Genomic DNA, 16,179 nt, shown 5'->3' on the forward strand with positions numbered 1-16,179 from the left:
CAGACCTTCCCCTTTCGGCCTCTTTTGTCAATTATGTGTGAATATCATGCGCACGCCCCTTGAACAACGAGAATCCCGCGCATCCTAAATTGTAAGCACTTTCATTTTATAAAATGCCGTTCATTTTGTTCACCTGTCAATCTAAAGGTGTTACTTAGGAAACTATAGGTGAAGGTCCTTCAAAGCAAATGGACGCCAATCCAGCATCGGCGTCCATGACAAAACAAATTAGTAATAACGTATTTTCCCTTCTTTGATATAAATCGTTTCATCACATGCATCTGCGACTTGCTGGTCATGTGTTACGACTACAATAGTTTTCCCCTGTATATTTAAATCCTTGAAAATACCCAAAATATTCTGTTCAGAGTGTTCGTCAAGGGAACCTGTCGGTTCGTCAGCCAGTATAATTTCTGGTTCTTGAACAAGAGCTCTTGCTATCGCCACCCGCTGCATTTCACCACCAGACAACATATCAACAGAATGAAAACCTAACTTTTCTAACTCTAATGCTTCTAAAACATCTTCCACCATATGACTTATCTTTGCTTTAGGGTATTTACTATATTTTAGGGGCAAAGCCACATTATCGAACACATTTTTGGTATCAATCAGAGCATAATTTTGTAAAATAAATCCTATTTTTTCTCTTCTGAAATCTGCTAATTGATTTAGAGTTTTAGTAGTCAGATCTTCTTGCTCATACATGTAAGTCCCACTGTCCGGTTTGTCTAATCCAGCAATTATATTTAGCAAAGTGGATTTTCCTGAACCGCTCCTACCCATAATTGCTGTCATAGAGCCCCTTTTAATACTCAAATCCACACCCTTTAATACTTCCAAAACCCTCTCCCCCACCTTAAAAGCTTTGTGAAGATTATTTATTGTAATCATTAAAACCAATCACTCCATTCGTTTTAAAAACATACTAACCTGCAACTTCCTCGTCTTGTAGTAAAGTAGAAGTGTAGACAACGCGAATATAATTAGCATACTCAGCAATATCGTGATGAAGTAACTACCCATTTTAAAGTTAATAAGATAAGTATACAGAAATAGACTAATTAAACCTGGAACTATCACCAAAAATGCTATCTCTGCAATAAAATAGAAAAGTATATTCATTATCGTTGCTCCAGAGATCAAGTGAATAGATAAGTTTTTCATATTTTTTTCTAATTTAGTTACCATTAAAATCGAAATGCTGAGAATACACACCACAAATATAGTTATAGTTATAACACTGAGTACCATGATATTCTCGTGTAGCGCTGAAAAAATAAAATTTAATGGTGGGCTGTTTGCTCCAAGAACTTGGGTATCATAAAAACCAGTCTTTTTTTGGGCTTCTTCTACCTTGCTCCTTACAAAGTACTCGGTTTCCGAACTCCAAATGTCCCCATTTATCATTTGGAGATAGTGTTTCTGTTGAAAGTTAAAGTCTTCCTTAGTATCTGGGACACTTGTAAACTGTTGTGCGGGCATAATAATATACCGATCAAGATATATTTCCGGGTTATTAGCATTAAAAACAAGTGAATCCTTTTTAACAAACCCTTTTACATAAAACTCAAAATCTTTTAACAAATATTTCCCTTTTAAAATATCTCCTACTTTATATAGTTGCTTATATTCTGCTCCTAGGAGTACAGGAATGCTTGTATGACCCACATGATTAAAATCATGTGCGGTCAAGTTCTCCCCCTCATCTGTTTCAATGGAAAACTGATCTAGTCCTTGTTTATTAATTTGTAAAGCTTTTATAGAAACATAAGGGCCTTTGTTATTGATAGTAAAGACATTCGGTTCAAATCCTTGTTCATAATCCTGTGAAAATTTTGCCTTGTCCGCTCCTTCAAAATGAATGAGGTCAACAGGCTGCGTAAAAATGTAGATATACTTCTCACCTATATGTTTCTCTACATAATTATAAAAATTTTTAATTTTGGTTAAGAACATCGGTTGATTCATAAGTTCTTTTAATTCATCACTATTCGTTAGAGTGTCTGATAACTGGAAACTGTCTTGTGCCCCTAAGGCTGCTGTTTTACTTGATTTCGTAACTAAATGATTAAAATTCAAAAATAAAACAGTAACTAAAAAAAACAAAATAGTAATTTGAAGGAGAATAAATATCGTTGTACTTTTGTTCTTTTGTACGCTTTCTAAAACTTCACTGTATACCATTCTCATTTAAACTTAAGTCCTTTCCTGATCTACCTATCCTTTTGACAGTAACGGATATGGAAAGATAAGAAGATAAGAGAATTAATACGTAGCCTATAAGCAGATATTGTACGTACAGTTCAATATTTTCTATTGAAGCCCCAGCGATCAAAAATAAGAAAAGGCTTATTGTACACATAAGCAAATAAGACAGGGAGACGGCTACATAATATCGTTTGGAAAATTTCACTATCGCTTTCTCTGACTTAATTCCCATAATCCATAACCAAGTTATTTCAGTTTTCTTTTTATCGTACCAATTCATAGTAAATATAACACTGGAGCAAACCAACAACAGAAATACAGTAATTATGATCGTATTACGATATATGTCTATGCCCACATATCTCTGTGCTCCAGCATCACCGCGGTCAAATACATTCACCTTAGCGCTTAAGTTTTCAAAAATTAAATATCCATTTTTGATAACAGAGGACACTGCGGGAGAATTTAGTACATAGATATTATTTAGGTGAGTTTGTTGACCAAGGGCATCCAAGTTTAGTAGCACCGTTGTATCCAGAGTTGATGGATAGGCCGCCCCCATAGAACCTATGACTTCAAATTTTTTTCCTTGGAACAGATAATACCGTCTCCCGTCAAGAGACGTAAGTGCTGATTCAGCAATATGTTGTCCAATTACAGCATACCTATGATCACTATAAAAATCGTCCTCATTAAAAAATCTCCCTGCAACAATTGGTGGCTTATATGTATCCTCTTTATAATAAAGAGCTCGCACATTCATTTCCCCAGTTTCAAGCTCCTTGAATATGGTAAATGGGTACGTAGTTCGGAGCTTACGCCAGTCCAATTCGTGAGCAGAATTTTGATCTACCATAAAGAATAAACTATTTTCTTGGTAAAGACCTCTGGACAAGGAGTCTAATTCTTTTTGTTGTACCATGTAATAACTCACAGAGATCATAATCATACTCAATAAAAAATACAGTACGAATATTGGTATTAGTCCATTTCCGGAAATTTCCTTCAGCTTACTTTTCATTTCAAATACCTCTCGTAATAAAAGGTGAAATTGTTAAGGAAATAACAATCTCACCTTCTTTAATTTTTAATTATTCTTGGCTACCGCCGTAAAAAGTTCTCGCTACAAGAATAGCTTCACCATAACCAGTGACAGCCCTGGTACGATCCCACCCCCATTGTCTGTCGCTATCAAGACGTACACTTCCTGCCCAAGTTAATTGTGCTCTGGAATAGTGGTATTCACCCTCCCACTTTGTTATAGCAACTGCTCTTTCTAAATCTGAATTTCCTGGCTTAGCTTCCGTATAACCTTGGTGATCTGGAACACTTTTCGCAGCACGTAAGGAAAGCTCTTGACGAGAATTATTATTAGAAAAATTACCCTTCCCTTCAATCCAACCTCCTTCAATGGTACTAGAAGCATAAGCAGAGGCGGAAATTGAACCAATAATAGCAACAACCGCTAAGGACTTAATTAACTTTTTAGTAAACTTCATACTCTTCCTCCAATAAAAAATTAGTTATATTTGAAAGCTGGCCAGCTATTCAAAACTTCGTTAGTGTTAAGATATCCTAGACTATTTCTTCTTATTATTGATTTTTAGTATATATTCATATTTACCATATAATAGAAGGGGAGTATATAGCGAAAAATGAAATTTTTTGTAGAAAAATGATTTATTTAGGTTTTTTACACTTTTGAAGGTTTTACACCCGATCCGCAGGAATCATTATACGAATCTCCGTACCTTCGCCGGGTGCACTGCGAATGGCGAGCTCAAAGCGTTTCCCGTAGTAAAGTTTTAGACGATAGATGACATTTTGCAGACCTATACGCTCACCCATTTCTTCCTGCCTTTGCATGTAACCATATAAGCGCTGCACCTGTTCCACAGACATGCCAACCCCATCATCCCGAACCGTTAGAATCAGTCGTCCTTCCTCATGCTCAAAAAGAATCTCAATGCGTCCCCCATGCTTTAGCGGCTCAATGCCGTGGATACTTGCATTTTCAACCAGCGTCAGTACGACCATTTTGGGTATCAGATTGTCCAAGTCTTCAGAGCGCGCCTGTACATCGTACTGTATTCGCTCACCAAAGCGATATTGTTGGATTTCCAGAAAACAACGGATCAACTCCAACTCGTCCCGCAAAGTAACTCGATCCTTGTTCCACACCAGCGAATTGCGGAAAATCCGTGCCATGTTATGAATAATGCGGGCTGTCTCATCCTCATGCTTCATCAGGCTTCGCATGCGAATCGTCTCCAGCGCATTGAACAGAAAATGGGGGTTGATCTGGCTGTGAAGTGCATTCAGCTGGGCATGTCTACGCTGAATCTCTAGATTTTTTCGCTGAATATCGGCCATATAAACATCGTTAATCAGTCGTTTGATTCTCAGCGTCATCCGATTAAATTCACCTGTTAGCTGTCCGATTTCATCACTCGACTCCATACCTGGAATGAGTTCAAAATGCTGATTTTTCACCTTTTTCACATGTTTCAAAATGCGATGAAGCCGCACGTTCAGCGAACGTGTAATCCAAATAATGATCAAGGTGGGCAGCAGCATATTCACACAGGTTAACAAGAGCGCAAAATTGCGAGGTTCCTGCATTTCATACAGCACTTCATCCCTTGATACTGCGGCCACAATGCTCCAGCCGTTCAGATTATTCGTAAGTACATAACTGGTCTTGAACTCCATGGTGTTCTCGGGCAGCTTGAGGGTACTATAGGCCACGCTTTTATGGTTTATATCCACCTTGGGATCATTTGTGTATTCAATTTCTCCCCGTTCGTTAAGCAGGAAGAGACTCCCCTGTAAATTCAGGTTATTGAAAATCTCCCGAATGGACGACATTCGCAGCTCTATTTTTAGTATTTTTTCACGACCACTTGGGGAATAAAAGTAGTTCATCCGTCGAATCAGGCTGAAGGGGTGTGTCTGCTCGTCGGTACTGTCGTCGGTACGGACAAATATAGGCTTGGACTGGCGTCCAGGCGGGATTTGGGTATACCAGGGGAAGCTTTTGACCCTCTCATCTATAAAGCTGATTCCCCCGGAATTCAGCAGCGTTGAATTATCAGTGTAGATCGTAATTCCACCTACGGATTGGTACACAGGGCTGTACGTATTGTTTAAGATACGACGTAAATAAGTGTCATAAACAGCAATATAGTCAGCAGGGTGGGGATATGTTTCTTCCAACACCTCATTGAGTCGATAATCGGTATAAAAGATAGACGAGATTTCCATCGCATCTTCAAATTCCCGGTGAAATTCAATTTTAATTTGTTCCAGTGCGCGCGTAATATCCTGAATACGCTGTTCCTTCACATTTTGCGAGGTAACATGGTAAAAGATCAGATTGGTCAGCACTATAGGTGTAAAAACACAGAGGAAATAAAGCAGCAGCATTTTATCTCGCAGCCGTATATGATCCAGGATAGTTCTCAGCCTCTTCATTCGCCGGACCTCTCTGGCTCGTACCCAACACTCAGGCTATTGCGGTATTCACTTGGCGTGACGTGCGCCAGCTTTTCAAACTGAGTCACAAAATAGTCTGAACTGCCGAAGCCCACGCGCTCCGCAATTTCATATATACGCAGATCCGTCTGCCGTAGCAGGCGTTTCGCCTCCTGAATGCGTAATTTCAGCAGGAATTCGTTAAAGTACACCCCGTATGTTTTTCTGAACAATTGACCGAGGTATACCGGATTCATGTAAAAGCGGGCCGCAATACTTTTCAGACTTATATTCTCGTCAGCATGCTGCTCAATGTAAGCACGGATATGCTGGATTCCTCCCTGCTGACATTCCTTGCGCAGCGTCCCAATATATTTTCCACTTTCCTCGGCAAAGGCTGTAAACAATCGCTGGAGTTCACCCAGCGACAGATTCATATCCTGCCAGTTGATCATCGGTTCCAGCGACTGAATTGAGCGCTCATTTCCCTGCATGTTTTGAATGACCCGCACGATACTAAGAACGCATTGATGCAGACTCATTTTCATAGCCTCAGGGGCATAATGCTCTTCCCGAAAGCTGCTAAATAAATAATCTACGGTCGCACGCAGCTCTTCCAATTGGAGTTCCTCGATCTGCTCTGTCAAGCTATCGAGTACGTCCTGACGAATGGTCCTATAGTGGAGGGGTGGCATTTCTCCCTGCAGATAGACAACAATACCACTATGGTCATGAATGTATTTATGGAGAACTGCCTCCTTTGCACTGGCATAGGACTGCTGGATATCCCGCAACTGATTCACAGGACTTCCCGCATAAACGAACACCCGACTTCCCAACCGGTCTTTTAGTGACTCCATCCCCTCTATCTCCTGTTGTAGCGCTTTCATAAAAACTTCCACCTTGGCTTCAAAACACTCTAAAAAGAAGTCCGGTACGATAAGACCAATCCGGTTACGATGCTCATGGACATAGAGAGGGTACTTGCTGCCCATTAAACGATGAAGCGCTTGCTCTATAAGTTCCCGGAACTGGAAAAGTGATAGCATGACGCCATCGTCACTGGAGTGCCAAGGATGCTGATCGTTCAGCTCGACGAGTACATAGTACATATACGTGGCTTCTCCAAGCCGCAACTGTTGCTCCCAATGTGTCACCACTGCATCATCCACTGGGTTCATCATCATCGTCTCTAGCAGCCCGCCTGTAAGGTGGTTCTGATATCGCTGCGCGTTCTGTTGTTCACGGTGCAATCTTTCACTCAGCTTGCGCAGTGTAGCCGAAAAGTCCTCATCATCAACCGGCTTAAGTATAAAATCATGAACTCCATAGCGGAGTGCCTGCTGCGCATAAGCAAAATCACTGTAGCCGCTCATGATAATAAAAGCAGGATGTTGGGTACTCCGTTCGAGTACAGATCGAATCAGCTCTAATCCATCCAGCACAGGCATACGAATATCGGTAATGATCAGGTCTGGGTGAAGACGACTGATTAGCTCCAGCGCATCCTCACCGTTATCAGCTTCACCCACGATTTCAAAGCCACAGATTTCCCAATCGACAAGTTGAATCAGCCCTTTGCGGGTGAAAATTTCATCATCCACTACAATGGCTCGATGCAGCTTCATAACCTGCTTCCTCCTTTCGATGAAACGTCATTTTATTGGGGTTAACTACTTTACGAGCCTTGCACGATATTCCAGCTGGAGAAAAATGGCCTTTAAAACGTATTGTGGCACTTCGGAAGCCATTTGTACAGACGGGATTTCATCATAAGGTCGCTCCAAAGCGTGAAAACTATTGCCCCCAGCTTCTTCCTCACTGAACACAACCGTGACCTACTGTGGCTTAGACATTCAGCGCTGTCACAGGTACAGTAATCCCGCTAGACAGCCGGTTTATAGCGTATTCCGGGGTGTGACTCTCCAATACAAAAGCCGCCTGGTCTAAATGACCAAGCGGCTTTTGTATGTTTGGACTGCAGTTCCTCTTCTTGCAATTTCTATACTTTATATATTTTGTGCATAGCTTTCACTTGGCGTTTTGGTCAACACCACATGCAGGCTGGAATTCGCTTCCGCACTACCACGATAGGAAAAGTGCTCATCTCCTGTAATATGGATCATATCCCCTTGGACAACTTCCGTTTCTTCACCATTTACAGTTACAGTACCGCTTCCTTCCAGAACAAGCAAATATACATTCGCTCCTGGATGATTATGTGTTGGTAGCTCAGCATTAGGGGTGAAGTTGAGAATAAAAATGACATTGTCGGCTTCCTTATGCACAATTCGTTTTGTAAATGCAGCTTCTTTATATTCCTGAAATTGAATGAGGTTTGATTTTTTCATGTAGATTCACTCTCCTGTTTGTAATTGGATTGGGCCTATATAGTCTTATTGTATTTGATTATTACGCTCGTCTTGTGATTGCGATCACAAACATAAATTTAAGTCATAAATACTTTGAAATATTCAAAAATTTGATTTCAATCATCTTTTTCATCATCACATCCAACTAAAATCGAATTGTGTCAGACAAACCAAAAAAGCAGGAGGTTATTCCTATGAAACCAGGATTTAAGCTGGCAAAGGATATTTATTGGGTAGGAAAAATTGATAATCGTGAGGTCCCCTTTCATCGTCTTCTACTATCAAAGGGTACAACATATAATGCATATCTGCTGAAAACAGGAAAACCAACTATTGTAGATACCGTAGATATGGCGTTCGGCAGAGAATTTGCAGAAGCTGTAGCGGAATTAATCGACCCGTTGGATATTCAATATATAATCGTCAATCACACGGAACCGGATCACTCCGGCGGGTTAGCGGCACTTGCTTCCAAGGCAGCAAACGCCACAATTGTCTGCACGGAGATTGCCGTTCCGGAAATTCAGCAGATGTACAAGCTCCAGCATCGGAATTTCCTCGTCATCAAGGATGGGGATCAACTCGATATTGGAGGCAAGACACTGCTGTTCAAGGAAACACCTTATCTCCATACAGAAGAAACTATGATTACGTATTGCATCGAAGACAAAATCTTGTTCCCTTGCGATATTTTCAGCACACACGTGGCTGTAGAACATCTATTTGCCGATGAGGCCGGCTTTGATATCACCGAGGATTTTATCGGATACTATCAGGCTATTATTCATCCTCATCGCAGATATGTGCGTACATTAATCGAAGCTGTATCTGACTTGGATATTGAGATGATTGCTCCTTCCCACGGCTTCGCGATCCGACATGATATTGCCAAATTTATTGATTTGTACGCATCGATGAGCACCGAAACCAAGGATGATAAAAAAGTAGCGATTGTTTATGCCACCTTAAAAAATAATACTAAAAAAATGGCAAACATCCTGAGAGATTGCTTTTTGGAGAACCAAATCAAGGTGGAGCTATGGGATGTAGATAAAGCGGATGAAACCGAGATATTAAATAGTATTACCTCAGCGGATGCTGTTTTCGTCGGCAGCTCTACCAAATATGCCGACATGACAGGCAAATTGGAAGATCTGCTGCAAAAAATGCAAAAAATGAATTTGGAAGGTAAGCTGGCTGCCGCCTTTGGTTCCTACGGCTGGAGCGGTGAAGCCATTGAAGTCGTACAGGATTACTTGAACGGTACTAATATGAAAGTCCAAAGCACTTCAGATGTAATCAAGTCAACGGGTATGACGCATGTGGAATTCCCAGTACGCATTCGCTTCTCTCCTACAGAAGTTGAAAAAGTGAAAAAAATTAAAAATGCCGCTGAATTTGTCTCAGATCTGCTGCTTAGTGTTATTTGAGCACAGGAAGCTTAGAGGGAATAGGAGAGATGCCGAATGGATAACCAACATTACGTTATCATCGGAGGGGGCGTGGCCGCTGTCAACGCGGCAAAAGCGATTAGAGATCATGATGAGCTAGCAGAAATTTCTATTTACGGGGAAGAGTCCTCCCTTCCATATAACAGAGTCAAGCTTTCGAAGGCACTATTCACTGACTTGCACAGCGACAAAATCCTGATTAAAAAGGAAAAGTGGTTTGCTAGTCAACGGATTCATGTGTATTCCGGCGTAAAGATCGCGGCGATACACGCAGAGGACTGCACCATCGAAACAGCCAACGGGCAAACCGTTGCTTATGACAAGCTGCTGCTGTGTACAGGAGCCCACAACCGTAAGCTTGTGCTGGACGGAGCTTCACTAAGGAACGTTCACAATATTCGGTTTCGACAAGATGCAGACAGACTTAAAACGGAATTGCGACAAGGTGACCGGATATGTATCATCGGCGGTGGTATTCAGGGTGTAGAAACCGCATGGTCCTTCCAGCAAGCCGGATATGCCGTTACCATTCTGGAAGCTTCGCAACGGCTCATGCCTCGCCAGCTAGATGAAAAGGCATCCGCTATTTTGACCCGCCGAGTTATCGAACAGGGTACCCAGGTGTGCCTTGGGCAAGGCGTAAAGCGTATTACAGGCACAGATCATGTAGAGGGCGTAGAACTGCAGGACGGCACTGTTATTCCCTGCGAACATGTCGTGTACTCTATCGGAATTGTACCTAATACGGAGCTTGCTCGCCAAATCGGCCTTGATATTGGACAAGGCATTCTGGTGAATGCGCAGATGGAGACCAGCTCCGCCCATATATATGCGGCAGGTGATGTAGCCGAGTTCCACAATAGAGTAGATGGATTATGGGAAAGTGCTATGGAGCAAGGGAAAATAGCAGGCACTAATATGGCGGGTACCTCCACAGCTTACCAGCGTCCTCTTCCTGTCACCCTGTCCAACAGCTATGAAAGCCCCTTGTTTTCCATCGGTCTGGTAGACGAACAAGTCTGTGACACCAGCCTGACCCGTGAAAATCAAGTTTCTTATACACGTATGTTCATACAAAACGGCTCTATCTGCGGTGTGATCGGCTTTGGGGATGCTCTCGCTTCACTTCCATATAAAACAGCCATTATCCAAGGACTCAGTCCGGATGCACCAGAGCTTACAAAAATTTTGGATGACAAGGAGAACTAAAGATGAAAAAATATGTATGTCAGCCCTGTGGATACGTTTATGATCCTGCTATGGGTGACCCTGATGAAGACGTCATGCCAGGTACAGCGTTCGAAGACCTTCCGGAAGACTGGGTTTGTCCAGTCTGCGGTGAGGATCAAAGCCATTTTGCCCCTATAGATGATGCAGAATAACAAGAACACGCTATACTTTCTAGTTTCCGGTTGATGAATGGAGTGAATGAATGTGAATGAGATGTCCTGCCCCTGCCAGTGTGAACAGGAGCCCTGTGCCCGCAAAGTGCCTATCTTTTCCTCTTTGTCCTGCGAAGATTTGTGTAAGGTTAGCTCTATGATCCGGCACCGAAAATATCAGAAAGGCGAGGCCTTGATTGTCGAGGAACAGGCTTCCGATACGCTGTACATTATTAAAAGCGGGCATGTTAAGCTGCTGAAGATGACACCTCAGGGCAAAGAACAAATTCTGCACATTCTGACAACTGGCGATTTTTTTGGTGAGTTAAATATATTTAATAACGACGAGTTGAGCAATTTTAGTGCGTACGCCTTAAAGGATACTGATATTTGTATGCTTACTAAAGATGATATGGATGAGTTGATCCGCAACAATCCCGATATCTCTTTGAGGCTGCTCAAAACGATTACCAAACGCTTGGCACATACCGAAAACCTGGCTCAAAGCCTGGCTACCAAAGACCCGGAAATCCGTATCGCCTACATGATTCTCGAACTCGGACATAAATACGGCAAGCCGGACGGCTCCTATATTAAAATAAATCTCCCCCTTTCACGCGAAGAGATGGCTAATTATGTGGGTGTCACTCGTGAAACGATCAGCCGAAAATTCGGAAAATTTGAACAGCTGGGGATTATTCATATCAAGGGTACACGTGAGATTACCATCCGCGATGTACAGAAACTGAACGAATATATGGATTGAGACACATGGATACCAGGTTGCTCTGGCATGAGGACAAGAAAACCGCTTCTTTAACTTATGGATTGTAGTTGATTTATCAACCACTTTCATGTTGTTAAAGGGCGGTTTCTTTTATTCTGTGCATTTGGCCATTAGCTATTCTGTAAAACAACAATAGAAACCGTAGGCCTGTTTTTGCGTAGTAATACAAAGTTTATAAGCCTGAAATCAAGCCAAGATTTCTGTGTCTTCATACTCTTTATAAAATAAGCAAAATGGGGAGGAATAGATATGGCGGATCATCAAACCAGCAAGGATATTTTTCGAGAATGTTGCTCTAGGATTGCTGCAGCCTGTGAGCCTTGCGGATTCAAATACTATAAATCCAGGCGAAGCATGGTCAAGCACGTGGACCCCTTTACGGCCGAGGTGCGTTTTTCGAGTAATGCTTTCAATGTGGCCGGCAGCCATTTGGAGTTTAATGTAAATTGCCAAATCATGAATACGCAAAGCGGAAAAGTATATTGGGCTATCAGCTTGAGCAGCTTCCGGAACAAAGGCAAGGTATGGAATCTGGCCAAGGAAACGTCTCGGGAGAAGGAATTGGCGGAAATTATCACATTGATTCGAGACAAGGTCGTTCCTTTGGTGGACAAGTATGGTGCTAATCTCGACGAGGTGCTTGAACAAGCCATCTTGACCGGATGGTTTTTGCCACAGTCGAATCCCATGGAATTCTATGTGCTGGACGTTTTGGATCTGGTGGTTGATTTCGGATCGCCGGTACAGGTAACCGAATGTGCGCACCGATACATCCGTCATTTATCGGAGGAAATGCAGAACACCTTCAGGAAAGATTATGAAGCCTATCAAAGGGATGAACAAGCTGCCAGCACGATAGCATTCCGCAAATTGATCCCTCTTATGGAGGAGAGAAGCATTTCCTTGCCGCAGTGAAATGAAAGGATATTAGCGCGCCGTATTGAGAACGTGCCTTCATCGCTGGAAGATGGGCGATCACCTGTGTGGTGACCGCCCATCACTCATTCTGCGGATAAAGGAGCTATATTGGTGGCCTTGGGAAGCGCAGCCTGAATTGTAGCCGGCCTGGAGCAATCCCACACTACTTTGACCAAATACCCAAACAACAACACATTGAGCAATGATGTCACGCACAAAATAATACCGTAATGATCCTGAGAATTAGAGCTATAGAAAATATCAAAGGTGTTCAGGAAAATCGTAAGACTGAATCCACCCGCAAGCCACAAAAATCTGCGATCTTTCAAATACAGGTACGCCAGTACAGCTAACGCCGCCGCAGGGAACAGATACCGTTCATGCATGCTGGAAGCGAAGGTAAATACACCTGCAATGAGCACCAGTGCAGCTGCTGCTGCAAATTGTGGTTTCCGACTGCGGATATACATCCACCATGTAAACAGAGTCACCAGCACAATGCAGATCATCCCCCATGTATGGTAACTGAACAGGAACAGCGTTGTAGTGTCCTGCGTATAATTGCCACCAATTAGTGCGAAGAAGTTATACGCGTTCACCGAAGCATATGGATATTCGCCAACTGTCCCCTTGTATAAATCAAGCAGCCATAACGGCTCCTGTCCCCATGAAAATGGCAATATAACCAGAATGGTTGTCACAACGGCACCACCAATTGACAACAGCCATGGCTGTATTTTGCGCTGTCTCAGCAGCTCAAAGAACAGAACCGGCCCATAAATAATCCCCTGTGGCTTCATCAATACCGCTATCGTAAACAGTACAGCGGACCAGCCGATCCGGTTTTCCACCAGCAGCACAATCATGCCCACAATCAGCATGGTAAAAAATGAATCTACCTGCCCCCAGAAGGTCGAATTGATAAATACAGCTGGGTTAAACACATAGAATATAGCCAATCCGAGGCTCACTCCATAGCCGACCCGTTTGCTTGCCAACCGGTACAGCATGTACGCTGTCACGATATCAGCTAAAATATTCGGAAGCCGCAGCAATACAGACATATAAGGACTGAAAGCATCCGTAGAGCCGATTTTACCGATTACATATAAAATATAAATATAGAACGGTGGATAATCACTGGAACCATTCGTGTAAAAGCCTGACAAGCTATCCGCTGCTGTCGTAGCCCAGTTTCGGAATAGCATTAAATCCATGTGGCCCGAGATCCATGGGGCGATCGCCATTCTTAAAGAGAATCCTACACCCAGCACAGTCCACAGCATCAGTCCCCGGTTACGTTCCCCGAGCTTCCATTCTTGAGCCCGAAAACGATACGCAATAAACACGAACGCACCGAAGAACAAAGCAGCGAAAATCGCCATCGGAGTAGCATAAGCAGATGAAGAATTTCCATTTCTTCCACCACCCATACCACCGCCAGGACCGCCCATGCCCATTCCAGATCCGTTACCAGACATGCCACCGGGGCCTCTGTGCTGTCCGTCTCTAGCAACACCACTGCCGTCCGAGGCAGACGTATCATTCCCGGCCGTTGTACCTTTGTCACCCGATGTCGACGAATTCTCACTAGAGGAGTTGGTCGTCTGGCCCGTCGTCCCCTGATTCTTGCTGTCAGAGCTGCTCGCCGCATCCGTAGATGTTGGGAGAGAATTCTGCTGATCTTGTCCTACACTTCCTGTTCCCAGGTTCCCTGCGGTCTGACCGTCAGAGGGACGTTGCGCCGGCCCTCCCATGCCTCCGCCTGCTCCCCCTCCGAACCCGCCGGATGGCCCCTGCCTAACAGCCGCAGACTGAGACGCGGAACTACCTGAATAACTCCATAACGAAACGATACTAACGGCAGCACACAATATGAGACTAAATAGAAGTATATATTTCAGACCGTTCGCTTTCCAAACGTTCAAATCCGATGCACCTCTCTCTGTTTCTATTTTCCTCATATTGTATCTGCCTTAGCTTAGGACTTTGTGAGTTCTGGCTGAATGTTGGCTGAATACGTAATCATCACACTGAACATTGCTGTTCCAACTCCATAATCGCTCTTTCTAGCTGAGATTGTGGATGCTTCAGCATGTTGCCATGACCGGCTGCTAATAGAGACGGATTGTAAGATGCCAGTTTTTTGGCGCTTTGCAGCGAAATTTCCTTGTTCCATGTAGCTAGTGCTGGAAAAGGAAACAGTGGCTTGAGCCTTCCCGCCACCGCAACACCACCCCGAGTCTGGAAGGCATCGCCTGCAATCAATGCATGGGTACGGGTATCCAAAAATCCCATCGAGCCCGGCGTATGTCCCGGTGCGCTGATCGCCAGCAGCGAACCCACGTTATCTCCATCCTCCAGTAAAACGTCAGGCTGGGTAAGGATATTCTTCGGCACGCTGCCCCGAATAGGAGTGTCTGGTTCGCCTGCCTCCAACGATACATCACCCTTCAGTAGCCGAGCATCCCGCCTTGAAATGAATACTTGCGCCTCAGGATACTTTGCCTTCAGCTTATCCAACGCACCCACATGATCTCCATGCGCATGGGTAAGTACAATTCGTATAATCGGCTGCCCAATCCGCGCCGCAGCCTGTTCAATACGCTGAGCACTGTATGGCAATCCGGCATCGATCAGGGTAAGCCCCTCTTTCTCCTCCACCAAATAACAGTTCACTGGGAACAGCCGGGGCATAAACGTTAATTGATACACATGCTGCACCTGAACGATACGCATTTTATCTCATCTCCTTGTCTTGATCATAAACTAATTATGTTAGTATTATAAATAATATAATTAGTTTTAAGCAAATTTTTTCGTAAATACCTGTCGGAACGTTATACAAAAAGCAAAAAGCAGACCCGGAATCCTGCCTCTGGGTCTGCCTTTATCCATATTTATGCATATGTCTTTCAATTCATCAGCTCTACCGGATGGCCTCAGCAATAGGCGTACTGCCGGACACCAAATCAATCGCTCGATGATACGTCTGCTTTTCCTCTAGTGCTGCTACCACCGTTGCCGCTACATCTTCACGTGAGATAGTATGGCTGGTGAGATCTTCACCGGTAGCAACCTTGCCAGTACCCGCATCATCTGTCAACCCGCCCGGACGAAGAATCGTGTAATCCAGATTGCTCGCTTCCAGCAAGCGATCTGCATAATGCTTTGCCACGTAATATGGCTTAATCGATTCAGGCCATTGCTCCCGGTTCTCCGCATATAGAGCGCTGACCATAATGAAGCGCCGGATACCCGCTTGCTCAGCGGCTTCCATCGCCTTGACTGCTCCATCAAGGTCGATGAGCAGCGTTTTATCCGCTCCTGTGTTGCCACCGGAGCCTGCCGTAAACACGACAGCGTCGCTGCCTTGTATAGCTGCGGCAATTTCACCTACCGTCCCTTCAAGGTCAGCTACTACCGTTTCTGCTCCCAAACGTTCAAGCGCTTCGGCCTGATCCGGTTTGCGGATCAGTGCCTTTACGCGATGCGACTCATGTTGCCCTAGTAGGCGAACGAGATGTCTGCCTACTTTTCCATTGGCACCAATCACCAGTACGTTCACTCATATCCCCTCCTGT

At 43.7% G+C, this 16,179-nt stretch carries 16 protein-coding genes; 5 read left to right on the forward strand and 11 right to left on the reverse strand.

Translation table 11 applies throughout. The annotated features are described in order from the left end of the window. Positions 1–228: 228 nt before the first annotated feature. The 8 genes from PPM_RS25205 to PPM_RS25235 form a co-directional block, all read right to left on the reverse strand. Positions 229–894, reverse strand: coding sequence for an ABC transporter ATP-binding protein (locus PPM_RS25205; RefSeq protein WP_013373664.1), 666 nt, complete (start codon positions 892–894; stop codon positions 229–231). A gap of 9 nt (positions 895–903) precedes the next feature. Next, positions 904–2,193 carry an ABC transporter permease gene (locus PPM_RS25210; RefSeq protein ID WP_013373665.1) on the reverse strand — a complete coding sequence of 430 codons (1,290 nt, stop codon included), beginning with the start codon at positions 2,191–2,193 and terminating at the stop codon, positions 904–906. Then, positions 2,174–3,232 (reverse strand): ABC transporter permease, encoded by a 1,059-nt coding sequence (locus PPM_RS25215; protein ID WP_013373666.1) that lies wholly within the window; start codon positions 3,230–3,232, stop codon positions 2,174–2,176. Before PPM_RS25215 ends, PPM_RS25210 begins: the two co-directional genes overlap by 20 nt. Positions 3,233–3,302: 70 nt before the next feature. Further along, positions 3,303–3,710, reverse strand: coding sequence for a hypothetical protein (locus PPM_RS25220; protein ID WP_013373667.1), 408 nt, complete (start codon positions 3,708–3,710; stop codon positions 3,303–3,305). Positions 3,711–3,921: 211 nt separating this feature from the next. Beyond that, the gene (locus PPM_RS25225) at positions 3,922–5,685 is read right to left on the reverse strand and encodes a sensor histidine kinase (RefSeq protein ID WP_013373668.1); all 1,764 of its coding nucleotides are present in this window, start codon (positions 5,683–5,685) and stop codon (positions 3,922–3,924) included. Further along, positions 5,682–7,313: a response regulator gene (locus tag PPM_RS25230; RefSeq protein WP_013373669.1), complete on the reverse strand. Its 1,632-nt coding sequence runs from the start codon at positions 7,311–7,313 to the stop codon at positions 5,682–5,684. Before PPM_RS25230 ends, PPM_RS25225 begins: the two co-directional genes overlap by 4 nt. Positions 7,314–7,358: 45 nt before the next feature. Beyond that, a complete protein-coding gene (locus PPM_RS29730) occupies positions 7,359–7,514 on the reverse strand; it encodes a hypothetical protein (RefSeq protein WP_013373670.1) in 156 nt (51 codons plus the stop codon). A 180-nt stretch (positions 7,515–7,694) separates the two neighbouring features. Then, complete coding sequence (locus tag PPM_RS25235; protein WP_013373671.1) at positions 7,695–8,036, reverse strand: cupin domain-containing protein; 342 nt, start codon at positions 8,034–8,036, stop codon at positions 7,695–7,697. A 215-nt stretch (positions 8,037–8,251) separates the two neighbouring features. On the opposite strand from PPM_RS25235, the gene PPM_RS25240 reads away from it, so the two are divergent. From PPM_RS25240 to PPM_RS25260, 5 genes are all read left to right on the forward strand, one after another. After that, positions 8,252–9,487, forward strand: coding sequence for an FprA family A-type flavoprotein (locus PPM_RS25240; RefSeq protein WP_013373672.1), 1,236 nt, complete (start codon positions 8,252–8,254; stop codon positions 9,485–9,487). Between the two features lie 36 nt (positions 9,488–9,523). Further along, the gene (locus tag PPM_RS25245) at positions 9,524–10,717 is read left to right on the forward strand and encodes an NAD(P)/FAD-dependent oxidoreductase (protein WP_013373673.1); all 1,194 of its coding nucleotides are present in this window, start codon (positions 9,524–9,526) and stop codon (positions 10,715–10,717) included. A 2-nt stretch (positions 10,718–10,719) separates the two neighbouring features. After that, entirely contained in the window at positions 10,720–10,890 is a 171-nt protein-coding gene (gene rd, locus PPM_RS25250) for a rubredoxin (protein ID WP_013373674.1), read from the forward strand. A gap of 61 nt (positions 10,891–10,951) precedes the next feature. Continuing rightward, a complete protein-coding gene (locus PPM_RS25255; protein ID WP_016324884.1) occupies positions 10,952–11,656 on the forward strand; it encodes a Crp/Fnr family transcriptional regulator in 705 nt (234 codons plus the stop codon). Between the two features lie 270 nt (positions 11,657–11,926). After that, positions 11,927–12,592, forward strand: coding sequence for a hypothetical protein (locus PPM_RS25260; protein ID WP_013373676.1), 666 nt, complete (start codon positions 11,927–11,929; stop codon positions 12,590–12,592). A gap of 86 nt (positions 12,593–12,678) precedes the next feature. Here the strand turns inward: PPM_RS25260 and PPM_RS25265 are convergent, their stop codons facing one another. The 3 genes from PPM_RS25265 to PPM_RS25275 form a co-directional block, all read right to left on the reverse strand. Further along, positions 12,679–14,352 carry a glycosyltransferase 87 family protein gene (locus tag PPM_RS25265; RefSeq protein WP_043886070.1) on the reverse strand — a complete coding sequence of 558 codons (1,674 nt, stop codon included), beginning with the start codon at positions 14,350–14,352 and terminating at the stop codon, positions 12,679–12,681. Between the two features lie 271 nt (positions 14,353–14,623). Beyond that, positions 14,624–15,334, reverse strand: coding sequence for an MBL fold metallo-hydrolase (locus PPM_RS25270; RefSeq protein WP_013373678.1), 711 nt, complete (start codon positions 15,332–15,334; stop codon positions 14,624–14,626). Positions 15,335–15,524: 190 nt separating this feature from the next. Next, complete coding sequence (locus tag PPM_RS25275) at positions 15,525–16,163, reverse strand: SDR family oxidoreductase (protein ID WP_013373679.1); 639 nt, start codon at positions 16,161–16,163, stop codon at positions 15,525–15,527. Positions 16,164–16,179: the final 16 nt, after the last annotated feature.

The organism is Paenibacillus polymyxa M1 (assembly GCF_000237325.1).
In the GTDB taxonomy this organism is placed as follows: domain Bacteria; phylum Bacillota; class Bacilli; order Paenibacillales; family Paenibacillaceae; genus Paenibacillus; species Paenibacillus polymyxa_C.

Excerpts from the sequence above, each read along its gene's own strand:
- PPM_RS25225 (WP_013373668.1), bottom strand. The coding sequence starts at position 5,685 with ATGAAGAGGCTGAGAACTATCCTGGATCATATACGGCTGCGAGATAAA.
- PPM_RS25265 (WP_043886070.1), bottom strand. The coding sequence starts at position 14,352 with ATGGGAGGGCCGGCGCAACGTCCCTCTGACGGTCAGACCGCAGGGAAC.
- PPM_RS25240 (WP_013373672.1), top strand. The coding sequence starts at position 8,252 with ATGAAACCAGGATTTAAGCTGGCAAAGGATATTTATTGGGTAGGAAAA.
- PPM_RS25255 (WP_016324884.1), top strand. The coding sequence starts at position 10,952 with ATGTCCTGCCCCTGCCAGTGTGAACAGGAGCCCTGTGCCCGCAAAGTG.
- rd (WP_013373674.1), top strand. The coding sequence starts at position 10,720 with ATGAAAAAATATGTATGTCAGCCCTGTGGATACGTTTATGATCCTGCT.
- PPM_RS25210 (WP_013373665.1), bottom strand. The coding sequence starts at position 2,193 with ATGAGAATGGTATACAGTGAAGTTTTAGAAAGCGTACAAAAGAACAAA.
- PPM_RS25220 (WP_013373667.1), bottom strand. The coding sequence starts at position 3,710 with ATGAAGTTTACTAAAAAGTTAATTAAGTCCTTAGCGGTTGTTGCTATT.
- PPM_RS25245 (WP_013373673.1), top strand. The coding sequence starts at position 9,524 with ATGGATAACCAACATTACGTTATCATCGGAGGGGGCGTGGCCGCTGTC.
- PPM_RS25230 (WP_013373669.1), bottom strand. The coding sequence starts at position 7,313 with ATGAAGCTGCATCGAGCCATTGTAGTGGATGATGAAATTTTCACCCGC.
- PPM_RS25205 (WP_013373664.1), bottom strand. The coding sequence starts at position 894 with ATGATTACAATAAATAATCTTCACAAAGCTTTTAAGGTGGGGGAGAGG.
- PPM_RS25215 (WP_013373666.1), bottom strand. The coding sequence starts at position 3,232 with ATGAAAAGTAAGCTGAAGGAAATTTCCGGAAATGGACTAATACCAATA.
- PPM_RS25270 (WP_013373678.1), bottom strand. The coding sequence starts at position 15,334 with ATGCGTATCGTTCAGGTGCAGCATGTGTATCAATTAACGTTTATGCCC.
- PPM_RS25235 (WP_013373671.1), bottom strand. The coding sequence starts at position 8,036 with ATGAAAAAATCAAACCTCATTCAATTTCAGGAATATAAAGAAGCTGCA.
- PPM_RS25260 (WP_013373676.1), top strand. The coding sequence starts at position 11,927 with ATGGCGGATCATCAAACCAGCAAGGATATTTTTCGAGAATGTTGCTCT.